This window comes from Pseudonocardia sp. MH-G8 (genome assembly GCF_002262885.1).
Lineage (GTDB): Bacteria > Actinomycetota > Actinomycetes > Mycobacteriales > Pseudonocardiaceae > Pseudonocardia.
Map to the genome: position 1 here is coordinate 1 of NZ_NKYF01000029.1, position 15,168 is coordinate 15,168.

Annotated in this window: 15 protein-coding genes; 13 read left to right on the forward strand and 2 right to left on the reverse strand. The window is 72.6% G+C overall.

The window, feature by feature from the left end; all coding sequences use genetic code 11:
• The 3 genes from CFP66_RS38510 to CFP66_RS38520 all read left to right on the forward strand — a co-directional run.
• Nucleotides 1-1,188 (forward strand): hydantoinase B/oxoprolinase family protein (locus CFP66_RS38510; protein ID WP_143517524.1); only part of this gene is annotated, 1,188 nt, incomplete at its 5' end.
• Nucleotides 1,181-2,449: an amidohydrolase family protein gene (locus tag CFP66_RS38515; RefSeq protein ID WP_094930310.1), complete on the forward strand. Its 1,269-nt coding sequence runs from the start codon at nt 1,181-1,183 to the stop codon at nt 2,447-2,449. The genes CFP66_RS38510 and CFP66_RS38515, both read left to right, overlap by 8 nt.
• Entirely contained in the window at nt 2,446-2,847 is a 402-nt protein-coding gene (locus tag CFP66_RS38520) for a nuclear transport factor 2 family protein (RefSeq protein WP_198961961.1), read from the forward strand. Before CFP66_RS38515 ends, CFP66_RS38520 begins: the two co-directional genes overlap by 4 nt.
• A gap of 10 nt (nt 2,848-2,857) precedes the next feature.
• Here CFP66_RS38520 and CFP66_RS49515 read toward each other — a convergent pair whose 3' ends face one another.
• On the reverse strand, nt 2,858-3,298 hold the full coding sequence (locus tag CFP66_RS49515; protein ID WP_094930311.1) for an Lrp/AsnC family transcriptional regulator: 441 nt from the start codon (nt 3,296-3,298) through the stop codon (nt 2,858-2,860).
• Nucleotides 3,299-3,455: 157 nt separating this feature from the next.
• Here CFP66_RS49515 and CFP66_RS49520 point away from each other — a divergent pair, with 157 nt between their 5' ends.
• Together CFP66_RS49520 and CFP66_RS38535 are read left to right on the forward strand one after the other, a co-directional pair.
• Complete coding sequence (locus CFP66_RS49520) at nt 3,456-5,066, forward strand: amidohydrolase (protein WP_094930312.1); 1,611 nt, start codon at nt 3,456-3,458, stop codon at nt 5,064-5,066.
• Nucleotides 5,059-6,291 carry an amidohydrolase family protein gene (locus tag CFP66_RS38535; RefSeq protein ID WP_094930313.1) on the forward strand — a complete coding sequence of 411 codons (1,233 nt, stop codon included), beginning with the start codon at nt 5,059-5,061 and terminating at the stop codon, nt 6,289-6,291. Before CFP66_RS49520 ends, CFP66_RS38535 begins: the two co-directional genes overlap by 8 nt.
• Nucleotides 6,292-6,301: 10 nt before the next feature.
• On the opposite strand, the gene CFP66_RS38540 is transcribed toward CFP66_RS38535, so the two are convergent.
• Complete coding sequence (locus tag CFP66_RS38540; protein WP_094930314.1) at nt 6,302-6,838, reverse strand: helix-turn-helix domain-containing protein; 537 nt, start codon at nt 6,836-6,838, stop codon at nt 6,302-6,304.
• 120 nt (nt 6,839-6,958) lie between these two features.
• On the opposite strand from CFP66_RS38540, the gene CFP66_RS38545 reads away from it, so the two are divergent.
• From CFP66_RS38545 to CFP66_RS38580, 8 genes are read left to right on the forward strand one after another with little or no spacing between them, the layout of a single operon-like run.
• A complete protein-coding gene (locus CFP66_RS38545) occupies nt 6,959-8,584 on the forward strand; it encodes an ABC transporter substrate-binding protein (RefSeq protein ID WP_094930315.1) in 1,626 nt (541 codons plus the stop codon).
• Nucleotides 8,581-9,630 (forward strand): ABC transporter permease, encoded by a 1,050-nt coding sequence (locus CFP66_RS38550; protein WP_094930316.1) that lies wholly within the window; start codon nt 8,581-8,583, stop codon nt 9,628-9,630. The genes CFP66_RS38545 and CFP66_RS38550 overlap by 4 nt, the downstream gene beginning before the upstream one ends.
• Nucleotides 9,627-10,514 carry an ABC transporter permease gene (locus CFP66_RS38555; protein WP_094930317.1) on the forward strand — a complete coding sequence of 296 codons (888 nt, stop codon included), beginning with the start codon at nt 9,627-9,629 and terminating at the stop codon, nt 10,512-10,514. Before CFP66_RS38550 ends, CFP66_RS38555 begins: the two co-directional genes overlap by 4 nt.
• A gap of 1 nt (nt 10,515) precedes the next feature.
• Nucleotides 10,516-11,553 carry an ABC transporter ATP-binding protein gene (locus CFP66_RS38560; protein WP_094930318.1) on the forward strand — a complete coding sequence of 346 codons (1,038 nt, stop codon included), beginning with the start codon at nt 10,516-10,518 and terminating at the stop codon, nt 11,551-11,553.
• Entirely contained in the window at nt 11,550-12,500 is a 951-nt protein-coding gene (locus CFP66_RS38565) for an ABC transporter ATP-binding protein (protein WP_094930319.1), read from the forward strand. Before CFP66_RS38560 ends, CFP66_RS38565 begins: the two co-directional genes overlap by 4 nt.
• 35 nt (nt 12,501-12,535) lie before the next feature.
• Nucleotides 12,536-12,868, forward strand: coding sequence for a TIGR04076 family protein (locus CFP66_RS38570; RefSeq protein WP_094930320.1), 333 nt, complete (start codon nt 12,536-12,538; stop codon nt 12,866-12,868).
• The gene (locus CFP66_RS38575; RefSeq protein ID WP_094930321.1) at nt 12,865-14,037 is read left to right on the forward strand and encodes an LLM class flavin-dependent oxidoreductase; all 1,173 of its coding nucleotides are present in this window, start codon (nt 12,865-12,867) and stop codon (nt 14,035-14,037) included. The genes CFP66_RS38570 and CFP66_RS38575 overlap by 4 nt, the downstream gene beginning before the upstream one ends.
• Entirely contained in the window at nt 14,034-15,164 is a 1,131-nt protein-coding gene (locus CFP66_RS38580) for an alpha/beta hydrolase (RefSeq protein WP_198961963.1), read from the forward strand. Before CFP66_RS38575 ends, CFP66_RS38580 begins: the two co-directional genes overlap by 4 nt.
• Nucleotides 15,165-15,168: the final 4 nt, after the last annotated feature.

Sequence of the window (15,168 nt, forward strand, 5' to 3'; positions counted from 1 at the left end):
GGTGAGCCGGTGCACGCGATCCACGAGTTGATCCGGTTCAACTCGCGGATGCCGGAGTTGGTGCTGGGTGATCTGCACGCGCAGGTGTCGTGCCTGCGCACCGGCGAGCGCCGGCTGCTCGACGTCGTCGAGAAGTTCGGACTCGACGCGGTGCGCCGCGGCATCGCCCGGTTCCTCGATGTCGGGGAGCGGTCCGCGCGCGAGGCGCTGGCCCGGCTGCCGCAGGGCTCCTGGACCGCGGTCGACTGGATGGACGACGACGGCATCAGCGACGACCCGATCCCGCTGCAGGTCACCGTGACCGTCGACGACGCGGGCTTCCACGTCGACTTCACCGGCTCGTCGGCGGCCGTCCGCGGGCCGGTCAACCTGCCGATCGGGGCCACGATCGCCTGCGCCCGCGTCGCGTTCAAGGCGCTGACCACCCCGTTCGAGGCGACCAACGCCGGCCACATGCGACCGCTCACCGTCACCGCACCGGAGGGGTCGCTCTTCCACGCGGTGTACCCCGCGGCGACGTTCACGCAGTGGACCGGCAACCTCGCGGTGGAGCTGATCCTCAAGGCGGTGGCGATGGGCGCACCGGACCGGGTTGCGGCCTGCTCCGGCGGCGACGTGCCGGGCTTCATGATGGTGGGGACCCACCCCGACACCGGCGCGTTCTTCGCGATCAGCAACAACGACGTCGTAGGCTGGGGCGCCACGGCGCGGCACGACGGCGCGGGCCCGCAGAACCACCTCTGCCAGACCGTCGCGCACACCACGCCGATCGAGGTGCTCGAGGTCCGCAGCGGTATGCGGATCGAGCGCATGGAGGCGCGCACCGACTCCGGTGGACCCGGCCGGTTCCGCGGCGGCCCGGGCATCCGCCGTGATATCCGGTTCGTCTCCGACGGCGAGTTCCTCTCGGTCGTGAAGAAGACCCGCACGGCCCCGTGGCCACTCGCGGGCGGCCACCCGTCCCGCCCGACGACGGTCCGCGCGTTCCCCGGCACCGATCGCGAGGTGCTGCTCGGGACCCGGCGCATCCCCGTGCATGCGGGCGACCTCGTGACCCTCTACACCGGGGGCGGTGCCGGCCACGGCGACCCCCGGGACCGCGACCCCGACGCCGTCCGGTGCGACGTGGCCGAAGGCTACGTCTCCGCCGCGGCGGCCCGCACGATCTACGGAGTGACCGATGTCTGACCCCACCGACCTGCGCCTCGTCGCGACCGCGCGGCCCCGGCCCACCGGCGTCGTCCTCGTCGACGCGCACGTCGTCGACGTCGTCGCGGGCACCAGCGCCCCCGGCGCTGTCTGGGTGCGCGACGGGGCCATCGCCGCCCTAGGCAGCCGCGATGAGGTGCGCGCCGCCGCGGGGGACACCCCGACCGAGAGCCTCGACGGTGCGTACCTCGCCCCAGGCCTGATCAACATGCACACGCACTTCTCGCTGGCGTTGCCCGGCGAGCGCGGCCGCTACGTGACCGGTCTCGACGACGCCGGCATCGCGCTCCACATGGCCGACGGCGCCCGCCGGGCCCTGCTCGCGGGAATAACGACGGTCCGCTGCGTCGCCGAGCGTGACCACGTCGACATCACCCTCCGGCAGGCCATCCGTCGCGGGGAGGCACTGGGTCCCGACATGTTCACGGCCGGGCAGGGGCTGGTCTGCACGGGCGGGCACGGGCACGGCTCGGGCAGCACCCTCGAGTGCGACGGGCCGGACGCGTTCGCCCGCGGCGTGCGCACCCAGATCAAGGCGGGCGCCGACCTGATCAAGGTCATGATCTCCGGTGGCATCGCGGGCGAGCACGAGGGTATCGCCACCCCGCAGCTCACCGACGCGGAGATGGCCGCCGTCATCTCCACCGCCCACGCGTGGGGTCGCAAGGTCACCGCCCACGCCGGGCCGGCTGAGGTCATCGAACGCGCCGTGCGGCTCGGGCTCGACTGCGTGGAGCACGGCTACGAGCTCACCCCCGAGGTGACCGCGCTGATGGCGGAGTCGGGCACGGCGCTCGTGCCGACCCTCGTCGTGACGCGGTGCGGCGAGTTCTTCGACGAGCTGGGTGTGCCCCGGTGGATGCAGGAGCGCTCGCTCGGGGCGGGGGAGCGGCACGTCCAGTCCTACCGGATGGCGCTGGACGCAGGCGTCGAGGTGCTGGTGGGCAGCGACATGCCCCCGTTCTGGTTGTTCGAGGGCACCTCGGCGATCGTGCGCGAGATGGAGCACATGAGCTCGTTCGGTCTCGGCCCGGTCGCGACGCTGCAGGCCGGGACGATCGGCCCCGCCCGCTGGCTCGGCGCCGGCGACCGGACCGGCAGCATCGAGGTGGGCAAGCAGGCCGACCTCGTCGCCATGGACCGCGATCCGCTCCGCGACACCGCGCACTTGCGCGGCATCCGCTGGGTCATGAAGCACGGCGAGATCGTGCGCGACGACCGGCGGGCGGTGGCGGCGTGACCGCGAGCGTGGCCGAGGAGGCGGTGCTGACCGGGATCCGCGACATGTACGCCGCGTTCCTCGACGGCGACCGCGCCCGCTTCGACCGTCATCTCGATCCGACGACCACCACGTGGGAGACCCACCTGCCGCGGCTGCTCGACCGGGCCGAGCTCGACACCTACCGGGACCGGCGACCTCCGGCGAACTCGACGGTCGCCGAGCTGCGGGTCGAGCCGCAGCGGGTGGACGTGTGGGAGGACGTGGCCGTGGTGCGCTATCTGCTGCTCGTCGCCGCTTCCACCGGTGCCGCCGTGGAGACCACCCGGGTCACCGACGTGCTGCGCCGGCGTGCGGACGGCTGGCGGATCGTGCACCACCACGCCGAGCAGATGACCGAGATCAGCCGGGCCCGGTAGGGCATCGAGCTCAGTGTGGTCGCCGCACGGCTCCTGCCGTCTTGGGGCTGGAGAGGATCAAGGTGGACGACGGTTGGCCGTACTCGGCCAGCCGGTCGACCGTCGCCTCGAAGTCCGCCATCGACGTCGCCGCGACCTTGAGCTCGCAGCACACGTCGCCGGTGATGCGGTGCACCTCGAGGACGTGCGGCGAGTCGGTCAGCTCGTCGAGGTGTTGCAGGACGCACCGGGGCCCGAAACAGCGCATCCGGACGAGCGCGAGCACCGGCCACCCCGTGCCGCGGAGGTCGACGGCCGCGCGGTAGCCGGTGATGACGCCGGCCTCCTCCAAGCGGCGCACGCGTTCGGTCACCGCGGGGGCGGACATGTGCACCCGGCGTCCGAGCTCGCTGAAGGAGATCCGGCAGTCCCGCTGCAACTCGTCGAGGATCGCCCAGTCCGTGCTGTCCACGTGATCGTCGCCACCTCTCGGGGCTCCAGGTCGTTGACCCGATCCACCTTCAGTTCGACAGGTCGATCCGACGATACTGCCGTCGATCGCCCTTTTGTCGAGCCCGGTACCCGACAGAGACTCTCGGCGGACGAGACCGGGAACCGAGGAGACGCCGATGGCTGTTGACTGGTTGCTGACCGGCGGATGGGTCGAGACGTTCGATCCGGGCGCCCCCGGCGGCACCGCGCTGGCGATCGAGGGCGGGCGCGTCGCCGCCGTCGGGTCCGACGCGGAGCTCGCTGCGCTGGCCGGGCCCGCGACCCGACGCACGGAGCTCGCCGGTGCCACCGTCTGGCCGGGGTTCATCGACACCCACATCCACCTCGAGAAGGTGTCACACGAGCTGACGATGCTCCGGCTGGAGGCGGCCCGGTCGGTCGCCGGGGTGGTGGGCCTCGTGCACGACCGGGCCCGAAGCGCCCCCGAGCACGTCTGGATCCGGTGCTTCGCCGACACCGCCGCGTGGCACGAGCGCAACCTCGCCGAGGGTCGGCTGCCCACGGGGGAGGAGCTCGACGCGGTGTCCCCGCGCACCCCGGTCTACCTCTACCGGCGCCCCGACCACGCGGTCATCAACACCGCCGGCGCCCGCCGCATGGCCGACCTCCTGGCAGGTCTCGCGAGCGAGTCCTACGACCCCGCCACCGGTTTCCTGCACGGACCGGCCGTCCGGGTGGTCAACGACGCGATCTACACGCAGAGCATGGCCGACGACGAGCACCGCCTGTCCATCCTCGCCGACGCCTGCCGCACGCTGCTCCGGATGGGCATCACCGCGGTCGCGGATCCCGGCCTGGCCGGGGCGTTCGAACCGGCGTGGGCGCTGTACCAGGAGGCCCGACGGCGGGACCTGCTGCCGCAGCGGGTCCGGCTCATGAACCGCTTCGACTGGCGCAAGCCGTTCCAGGTGGAGCTCGACCGGATGCTCGCAGGCAGCGCCTTCCCGGGCGAGGGCGACGAGAGCCTGCGTGCGTGGTCGGTGAAGCTGCTGCTGGACGGGGAGTTCACGAACGCCTGGATGCGCTCGGGGGAGGAGATCGGCCCGACCAGCGCGCACTACACGGGCGAGGAGCTGCGGACGATCCTGACACTGTGCGCCGTGCGCGGCTGGCCGATCTGCATCCACGCCATGGGCGGCGGGGCGATCGGGGAGATCACCGCCGCGGTACGCGACGTGCGGGCGGCCGGAGGGGATATCGCTCCCGGCCAGGTGAGCATCGCGCACGCCTTCCTGATCGACGCCCTCGACGTCGTCGAGTGCGGCCGGCTGGGCATCAAGATCTCGGTGAACCCGCCGCTGGCCTACGTGTACAGCGACGAGATGCGGGCCGCCTGGGGGCCGCTGGCCGCTCGCGCCATGCCGCTGGCCACGATGGCCGCGATGGGCTTCCGCTTCGCCGCCGGCTCGGACACCCACCCGTGCGCACCGCTTCACGGAGCGCTCATGGCGGTCACCCGGCGGGCCTGGGACGGATCCAGCCTCGGTGACCACGAGGTCGTCGCGCCGCGCCAGGCGTTCACCATGTACACCCGCGACGCGGGGGACTACCTGGGTGAACCCGACCTCGGGCACCTGGCCCCGGGAGCCCGCGCGGACTTCGTCGTCTGGCCGCAGGACCCGCTCACGCTGGAGCCGAAGGACTGGCCGGTCCAGGAACCGCTGGCGGTCGCGATCGGCGGCCGCGTCGTCCACCGCTCGACCGCAGGGAGTGCCTTCGATGCCTGATTCCGTCCTGTTGCACGGCTGCTCCGTGGTCGATGCGACCCGCAGCACTGCGCTGACCGGCGCCGCCGTCTGGGTGCAGGAGGAGCGCATCCGCGCCGTGGGCACCGAGGCGGAGGTCCGGGCGGCGCTGGGGGCGCAGGAGCACCAGGCCATCGACCTCGGTGGTCGTTACCTGTCCCCGGGCCTGATCAACATGCACACGCACCTCTCGCTGTCGCTGCCCGGCCCACGGGGGGCGGCGGTGAAGCAGATGAACCCGGCGCAGCTGGTGCTCCACATGGCCGGCGGCGCGGCGGCCACCCTCCGCGCCGGGGTGACGACGATCCGGTGCGTCGGGGAGAAGGAGCACGCCGACTTCGCGCTCCGGCAGGCGATCGAGGCCGGGCACGTGCCCGGCCCGCGGATCTTCACCGCCGGCCGGCCCATCTCGTGCACCGGCGGCCACGGGCACACGTCGTCCGGGGCGCTGGAGTGCGACGGGCCCGTCGGGTTCCGCAGCGGGGTGCGGCAGCAGATACGGGCGGGCGCCGACCTCATCAAGGTCATGATCTCCGGCGGGATCTCAGGGCAGCACGAGACGATCACGACGCGGCAGGTCGCCCGCGACGAGCTCGAGGCCGCGATCACCACGGCACACGAGTGGAACCGGAAGGTGACCGCCCACGCGGGGCCGGCCGGGATCATCGCCGAGGCCGTGGAGCTGGGGCTGGACTGCGTCGAGCACGGCTACGAGCTCACCGACGAGGTCACGGCGCAGATGGCCGCGGCGGGCTGCGCCTACGTGCCCACCCTCGTCGTCACCCGGTGCAAGTCGTTCTTCGACGAGCTGGGCGTCCCGGAGTGGATGCAGCAGCGCTCCCTCGGCGCCGGTCCACGGCACATCGAGAGCTACCGCAGCGCGCTGGCCGCCGGTGTCACGGTGATGCTCGGCTCGGACATGCCACCTTTCTGGCGGTTCGAGGGCACGAGCGCGGCGGTGCGGGAGCTGGAGCACATGGCGGAGAACGGGCTGGACGCGCCCGCGGCCCTGGCCGCCGCCACGCTCGTGCCGGCGACATGGCTGGGTGCGCAGGACGACGTGGGATCGGTCGAGGTCGGGAAGTTCGCCGACCTGGTCGCGACCGCCGGTGATCCGTCCGCCGACGTGTCCACCTACCGGTCGACCTCCTGGGTGATGAAGGGTGGCCGGGTGGTGCGGGATGACACCCGGGTTGCCGGCGCCTGACGGGGATGGGTCAGGGGATCGGCGGGGTCACCGCGAGCAGGTATTCGGCAGGCGCGTCTGTGTCGTTGAGGTACCGGTGCGGGCGCCGGGAGTCGAACGTGAGGCTCTCACCGGTGTCCAGGTCGTACCGCACGCCGTCGACCTCGGCGGCCATCCGCCCGACGACGACCACCGCGCACTCGGTCGACGGGTGGGCCCAGGGCTCCTCGGACGTGCACTGCCCGGGAGCCAGCCGGCCGTGGAGGACCTCCAGGTCCGATCGGCCGGGCGTGAGCCGTTCGTAGGACATCAGGCCGACCCCGGCCGAGAGTAGCGGGCGGCGACCCGGACGGCTGTGGTGCACGTCCGCCGGCGGGGACTCCGCGAACAGGGTGGGCAGGTCCGCGCCGAGCACCGCGGCCAGCTTGCGGATCGTGCTGAGGCTGGGGTCGGTGGCGCCGCGTTCCACCTGGCTGAGCAAGGCGGCCGACAGCCCGGTGGCCTCGGCGAGCTGGCGCAGGGACAGCCCGCGTTGCTTGCGCAGTGTCCGAACTTGCTCGTTGAGCACGCTGATCCCCCCGGCAGACCTGTCTCGGCCTCTGTTACAAGCTGTTCATTGACTCTATCTTTTTGTACAGTCACACTATACGCGCTGGTTGGTCAGCTCCCCTCCTGCGCAAGGATGCCCATGCCGAACAGTTCCCGAGTCGCCGTTCGACCGGCTCTCCTCCGCTACGGCATCGCGTTCGCGGCCGCTGCGCTGCTCGCCAGTGGCTGCACCGCAGGTGCCGGAGGTGGCGGAGGTGGGGGTGACGCCGGGGGAACGTTGCTGGTGAACACCTCGTTCGTCTACTCGACCCTCGACCCGGGGCAGGTCTACGAGCAGACCGGCTACCTGGCCATCCACTCGCTCTACGACTCGCTCATGACCTTCGAGGGTGGGGACGTCAGCGAGCCGGTGCCTGACCTCGCCGAGTCCTACGAGGCCTCCGACGACGGGACGACCTACACATTCACGCTCCGCGACGGCGCGGTCTTCTCGGACGGCTCTCCGGTGACCTCCGAGGAGGTCCTGTTCTCCCTCAGTCGCATGCAGAACCTCAAGGCGAGCGGCGCGAACTTCTTCGCGGGGCTCTCCTTCTCGGCGCCCGACGACCGCACGGTCGTCGTCACGTCCGACCGCCCCACCGCGGAGGTGCCGGCCCTCATGGCGATGCCGGTCTCCAGCGTCCTCAACTCCGAGGTGGCCCGGGCCAATGGGGCCACCGACGCCGCGGACGCCGCCGCGTCCGACACCGCCCAGTCCTTCCTCGACGGCACCTCCGTCGGCAGCGGGCCGTACGTGCTCGAGCGCAACGACCCCGGCAACGAGATCGTCCTGACCGCCAACGAGGCCTACCAGGGCGAGGCGCCCGGCTATGCGCGGGTCGTGATCCGCAACGCGGACGCGCAGAACCAGCAGCTGTCGATCAGCCGTTCCGCCGGTGCCGAGATCGCGATCGACGTGGCGGGCAGCCTGCTGGAGGGGTTGCCGGAGACGGTGCGCGTCTCCCAGGTCAAGGACACCCTGTACATGCTCTACATGAACACCGACCCCGCGGTGTCCCCGGCGACGGCGAACCCCGACTGGGTGGCGGCCCTGCGCCGGTCGCTCGACTACGAGGGCCTGGCCGCGCAGTTCGGCCAGGGCGGCGGGCGGGTCGGCGGCTTCATCGCCGACGCCTACCCGGGCGCTCTCCCGGTGGAGGAGGGGCCAGTGCGGGACCTGGATGCCGCGAAGGCGAGCCTCGCCGCGTCCGGCGTGGGGGACACCCCGGTGCGCTTCATCTACCCGGCCATCACCTACCGCGGCGTCGACCTGGGCACCGTCGCGACCAAGGTGCAGGGCGACGCGGCGGAGGCCGGCATCCGGCTCGAGCTCACCCCGCTGGCCATGCCGGCCTTCCTCGAGGAGCAGCGCGGCGGCAACGTCGTGTTGGGGTTCACGCCACACGCGCTGTCCTACCCGCGGCCGGAGTCGCTGGTGCGGCAGCTGAGTCCGGGCGGCGTCAACGCCCAACGGGTCCGGTGGAGCAGCGGGCCCGCCGCCGAGGAGGTCACCGGCCTCGCGGACGAGGCGCTCGCCGCGGTCGATGCCGATGCGCTCGAGCAGGCACTCGCGGAATGGCAGCACGCGATGGCGGCCGGCTCTCCGTACGTGCCGTTCGCCCAGAACTCGGGCACCGTGGTGTCGACCGCGGACGTCGTCGGCGCCGACTACACGCCCGCCGGCTGGATCGTGGACCTCGCCGCCGTGAAGCCGGGACCGGTATGACGGCACCCGTCACCAGCCGCTCCGGACACGGGTTCCTCCGGTACCTGGTCCGCAGGCTCGCGATCACCCTCGGACTGCTGCTGGGCACCACGGTGATCGGCTTCGGCCTGGTGCAGCTCGCGCCGGGCGACCCGGTCGCGGCCAACCTCTCGGACGCGGCGCTGGGCAACCCGGAACTGGTCGCGGCGTTCGAGGAGAGGTGGGGCCTCGACCAACCCCTGCCCCTGCAGTACCTGACCTACGTGGGCAACCTCGTGCAGGGCGACCTGGGCGTGTCCCAGCAGACCGGACGGCCGATCCTCGACGAGCTGCTCGACTACGTGCCCGCCACGATGGAGCTGGCCCTGCCCACCCTGGTCCTCTCGCTGGTCATCAGCATCGGCCTCGGGCTGCTCGCGGCCGTTCGGCACGGCCGAGCCGCCGACCAGGCGATTCGGGTCTTCTCCCTGACCGGCCTGTCGACGCCGCCGTTCTGGCTGGCCCTGCTGGTCCTGTACCTGTTCTTCTACGTCCTCGGGCTCTCGCCCAGCGGCGGCCGACTGAGCCCTCGGTACAGCCCACCCGAGCACGTCACCGGCATCTACACCCTCGATGCGCTGCTCCAGGGCGACCTGATGCTTGCCTGGGACGCCGCGCAGCACGCCGCGCTGCCGATCCTCGTCCTCACGCTCGTCACGGTCGCTACGCTGACCCGGTTCGTGCGCTCCGCGCTGCTCGAGGTCCTCCGCAAGGACTACATCCTCGCCGCCCGCGCCAAGGGCATGCCCGGCCGCGTCGTGCTGGGCAAGCACCTGCTCCGGGCGGGCCTGCTGCCGATCCTGACCATCGCCGGCCTGACGTTCGCGTCGTTGCTGGCGGGCACGGTGCTCGTCGAGAGCATCTTCTCGTGGCCGGGCCTCGGGCAGTACGCCTACGAGAGCGCCACCGCGCTGGACCGCTCCGCGATCCTCGGCGCCAGCCTGTTCATCGCGGCCGTCTACCTGGGGGTCAACCTCGTCGTCGACCTGCTGTACGGGCTCGCCGACCCGAGGGTGCGGTTGACGTGACAGTTGACACGACGGTGCTGTCGACCGCGGCGCCCAGGCGGCGCTGGTGGTCCGCCCGCACCGAGGCCGGGCGCGTCTGGCGCCAGCCCGTGGTCATCGGCGCGATCGCGGTCGCCGGGCTGTGGTTGCTCGTCGCCCTCGCCGCCCCGCTGCTCGCGCCCTACGACCCGCTGCACCAGACGCCCGACGTGTACGCCCCACCGGGCCGCGCACACCTCCTGGGCACCGACGAGCTGGGCCGCGACGTCCTGAGCCGGGTGATCCACGGCGCGCGGTTGTCCATCCCGCTGGCGCTCACGATCGTCGCGTGCGCCCTGACCGTCGGCGGCCTCCTCGGCCTGGTGGCCGGCTACGTGCGCGGCATCGTCGGTGAGTCGATCATGCGTCTGACCGACCTGTTCTTCGCCTTCCCCCAGGTCATCCTGGCGATGGCGGTGGCCGCGGCCTTCGGGCCGAGCACCACGAACGCCGTCGTGGCGCTGGTCGTCGTCTCGTGGCCGATCTACGCCCGCGTGATCCGGGGCGCCGTGCTGTCGATCCGCGGCGAGGACTACCTCAACGCCTCCCGAATGCTCGGCGTCGGACCGTTCACGGCGCTGCGCCGCGAGGTCGTCCCCAACAGCGTCGGGCCGGCCGTCGTCCTCGCGACCCTGGAGCTCGGCAACGCCATGCTGCTGCTCGCCGCCCTGTCGTTCCTCGGCCTCGGCCCGCGGCCGCCCGCCCCGGAATGGGGCGCCATGATCGCGCTCGGGACCAACGACATCAGCCGCTGGTGGGTGAGCGTCTTCCCGGGTCTCGCGATCCTCACGGTCGTCCTGGCCTGCAACATCCTGGGAGACGCGCTGCGCGATCGGTTCGATCCGCAGGCGCTGGGAGGGCGTTGAGATGGTCGCTGACAAGCGTGCACTGGTGACGATGTCCGGGGTCGGCGTGACGCTCCCCGGGCTTCCCGATCCGGTCGAGGTCCTCGACGACATCTCCCTGGACGTGGACCCGGGCGAGATCGTCGGCATCGCCGGCGAGAGCGGCTCGGGCAAGAGCATGACCGGACGGGCGCTGCTGGGACTCCTGCCGGACGGCGCCCGCGTGCGGGGGTCGATCGTCGTCGAGGGGACCGATCTCACCGCCGCACCCCGCTCGGCATGGGAGCAGGTCAGGGGGCGGGAGATCAGCATGGTGTTCCAGGACGCCACCGCGGCCCTGCACCCCATGCTGACGATCGGCTCGCAGCTCACCGAGCACATGCGCCGGCACCTGGGCCTGGGGCGGCGCGCGGCCCGGGACCGGGCCGTCGAACTGTTGGACCAGGTGCGCATCCCGGACCCCGCCCGCGCGCTGCGTTCCTACCCGCACCAGTTCTCGGGCGGGATGCGCCAGCGCATCGCGATCGCCATCGCGCTCGCGGCCGAACCGAAGCTGCTGATCGCCGACGAGCCGACGACGGCCCTGGACGTCACCGTGCAGGCTGGGATCCTGCAGCTGTTCGACCGGCTGGTGCGGGAGATGGACCTGAGCATCCTGTTCATCACCCACGACCTCGGCGTCCTGGCCGCCCTCGCAGACCGGACCTACATCTTCTACGCCGGCCGTGTCCTGGAGACGGGCCCGACGCAGGACCTGCTGCGGGATGCCCGCCACCCGTACACGCGGGCGCTGCTGCGGGCGCGCCCGGAGCCGGTGGAGGGTTCCGACGAGCCGCCGGTCCTGCAGCCGATCCCGGGGCAGCCGGTCACTGCGTCAACCGCACCGCCGGGCTGCCCGTTCGAGCCCCGCTGCCCGGACCGGGACGGCGACTGCAGCGTGCAGCGGCCGCAGCTGGTGCCGGTGCCGCCGCGGGGCGACAGGGAGACCGCGGCCGGACACACCGCGGCATGCCTCGTGCACGCCCCCGCCCGGCCACGAGCCGTGGAGAGTGCGCGATGACTCTCCAGATCCAGGACATGGTCGTGGAGTACCGCGGGGCGCACGGGCGGATGGTGCGGGCGGTGAACGGGGTGAGCCTCGACGTGGCGCCCGGACAGGTCATCGGGCTCGTGGGTGAGTCCGGGTGCGGCAAGACCTCGCTCGCCCGGGTCGCCGCGGGACTCCTGCGCCCGGCGTCCGGGACCGTGCTGCTGGACGGAGTCCCGGTGGCGCCGCTGAGCTGGCGGCGGCGGGCGAGCCGGGAGCTGGGCCTGCAGATGGTGTTCCAGAACCCGTACTCGTCGCTGAACCCGCGGCGGCGGATCGTCAGTCAGCTCATGGACGGGTGCCCGGCCGAGCTCGCCGGCGAGCAGCGGCGCGACTTCGCCGTGCACCAGCTCGAGCGAGTCGGCCTCTCCACGGACGTTGTGGCGCGCTACCCGCACCAGTTCTCCGGGGGACAGCTGCAGCGGATCGCCATCGCCCGGGCCCTGGTGGCCCGGCCCTCGGTGCTGATCGCCGACGAGCCGGTGACCGCGCTCGACGCCTCCTCGCAGGTGCACGTGGTCACCCTGCTCGCCGACCTGGTCCGCGACTCCGGCATGGGAATGCTGTTCATCTCCCACGACCTGGCCCTGGTCCGGCACATCGCGGACACCACGGCGGTCATGTACTTCGGCAAGCTCGCGGAGGTGGCGCCCAGCGCCCGCCTGTGGGAGCGGCCGGCCCACCCCTACACCCGGTCCCTCATGGCCGCCGTGCCACGGGTGGCGGCCGGGGCGGGACTGCCGGAGGCGCTGCCCGGCGAGGTGCCCGACCCGGCACGCCCCCCGCAGGGGTGCACCTTCCGGCCGCGGTGCACCCACGCCGCTGAGATCTGCACGAAGACCCCGGCTCTGGTGCCGCACGACGGCGGATTGGCGGCGTGCTGGCTCGCCGGCGAGCCGTCGATCCCCGTCCGCTCCTGACACCTCGCCTGCGCACCCCAGCACTTGGAGAGCACATGGATCCAGATGTCCCGTCCGAGGACATGCAGCTGTACGACCTGCGCGTGACCGTCGACCGCATCGAGGGTCGGTCCGTCTGCGGACTGCAGGTGGGCGATCACATCGACATCGTCCGGTCGAACGAGATGCGGCTGCCCGAGGGCAAGCACTTCTGCATGTACGCCTTCGCCGCCGCCCTGCCGTTGCTGCCGGCCAAGCAGCGCGACCTGCCGCCGTGCGACTGGCTGACGAAGGACTCCTACGTCGCCTGCCCCGACCCCGAGGAGCGAGTCATCATGCGGATCGACCGGACCGGCGTCGCGCGGCTGAACTCCGGGGACCTCACGTGAGAGACGCTCCCGAGGGCGCCTGGCCGCGCACCGACCGCGTCGAGATCGGGATCGGCCTGCAGAGCGACAAGCCCGCCGGCGAGTACGCCCGCCTGGCCCGGCTGGCCGAGCAGAGCGAGATCGATGTGATCAGCGTCTTCTCCGACCTGATGTTCCAGCCGCCGCTGTTCGCCCTGCTCGAGATGGCCGCGGCCACCGATCGCGTCAGGCTCGGCGCCGCCTGCTGGAACCCCTACTCCATGCACCCCTACGAGATCGCCGGCCAGGTCGCGGCCCTGGACCTCGCCTCCCACGGGCGGGCCTACCTGGGGCTCGCCCGCGGGACGTGGCTGCACAGCGTCGGCCTCGACCAGCCCGCGCCGGTGAGCCACCTGCGCGAAGCGGTGGGCTACGTCCGCGACCTCCTGGCGGGGAACACCGCAGGCGTTGAGGGCGCGGTGTTCCGGCGGGACCGCGGTGTGTCGCTGCGCTTCCCCGTGCAGCGGTCCCGGGTGCCGCTCCTGCTCGGGGTGTGGGGGCCGAGGGCGTGCGCGCTCGCCGGCACCGTCGCCGACGAGGTGAAGGTCGGCGGAAGCGCCAACCCCGAGCTCGTAGCGGTCATGCGCGAGCGCCTCGCACCCGGGGAACGGGAAGCGGGGCGTGCGGCGGGGAGCACGAGGCTCGTGCTCGGCGCCGTCACCGTCGTGGACGAGGACGGAGAACGTGCTCGGCGCAGGGCCCGCGCCGAGGTCGCGATGTACCTGGCCGTCGTGGCGCAGCTGGACCCGACCGTGGAGCTGCCTCACGGCCTCCTGGAGAAGGTGCAGGAGCGGGTCGCCGCGGGCGACCACCCCGGCGCCGGCGCGCTGATCCCCGACGACCTCCTCGACCGGTTCGCCTTCTCCGGAACCCCGGAGCAGGTGGCCGCGCAGGCGCAACGGCTGATCGACGCGGGAACGGACCGGATCGAGTTCGGCACGCCGCACGGCCTGCGGGACGACACCGGGATCGCGTTGATCGGTCAGCGGGTCGTCCCGCTGCTCGACCGGCGGCGAGGCCGCGACGTCCCACCGGACGAGGACCTGTTGGTGGTCGGGGGAAGGCGGAACGTGAGCGGGCATGCGAGCTCACCACCAGGCACGGCAGCTCCGCGAACGCGGCCGATGAGCCTCAGCGAGGAGGAGTTGTGAGCACGTTCGACGTCGTCGTCGCGCCGGGGGTGCTGGGCGACCGAACCACGGCAGAGGAGATCTTCGCCCGCGCGCTCGCGCGCCGGGGGGAGCGGGGGTCCCTGACCTTCCCCGAGGACGAGCCCGCGCTGGCGCGCGAGCTCGCGCAGCGTGCGCCGCACGGGCTGTTCGGCTACCTGCCGGCAGGCCCCGCGGACCTCGCCGAGAAGGGCCTGCAGGGGGCGGTGATCCGGATCGACCCGGAGGAGCGGCCCGCCGACCGGTCCGGCTGCGTGCGGGAGCACATCCGGGGTCGCGGCATCGACGGGTTGCGCTTCGCGGTGGACGTCTGGCACTTCCGGCGCCGCCCGGCCCTGCGGGTCGCCTACGGCGCGGATCCCGACCAGTACGCCGATCTTCGCCTGCCCGCGTCACCCGGCGCCGGCCGGCACCCGGTGGCCGTGCTGGTGCACGGCGGCTACTGGCGTTCCCGGTGGGAGTCCGACCTCATGGAACCCCTCGCGGCCGACCTGAACGCCCGCGGCTACGCGACCTGGAACCTCGAGTACCGGCGTCCTGACGACCACGGCTGGGCCGCCACGGTCGAGGACGTCGCCGCCGGCTTCGCCGCGCTGGCCGGCCCCGAGGTGGCCGCTGACCTCGACCTCGACCGGGTCGTGCTGCTCGGCCACTCGGCGGGTGGGCAGCTGGTGGTGCGCCTGGCCGCGGATCTCGCGAACGACCGGTCAGCCGCCGTCGGCCCCGCGCTCACTGTGTCCCTCGCCGGGGTGCTCGACCTCGACGTCGCCGATCGACGCTGGCTCGGGGAGGGCGCGGTGTCCGCGGCGCTGGGCGGGCGCCGCACACAGCTGCCTGACGTCTACCGCCGATCGTCGCCGATCGCCCGTCTCCCCATCGGGTCGCCGATCGCGGTCGTGTGCGGGGTCCAGGACAACCTCGACCTGCTGGACCTCAGCCGCACCTATGCGGCTGCGGCGAGGGCGGCGGGGGACGAGGTGACGGTGCTCGAGGACCGCGGGGACCACTTCTCCGTCATCGACCCGGACAGCCCGATCTGGAGCAGGACCGCGGCGCTGGTCGAGTCCCGGCTGCTCTGCGAAGGAACGAACTCGCCGCCGGTTCCGTGACGCG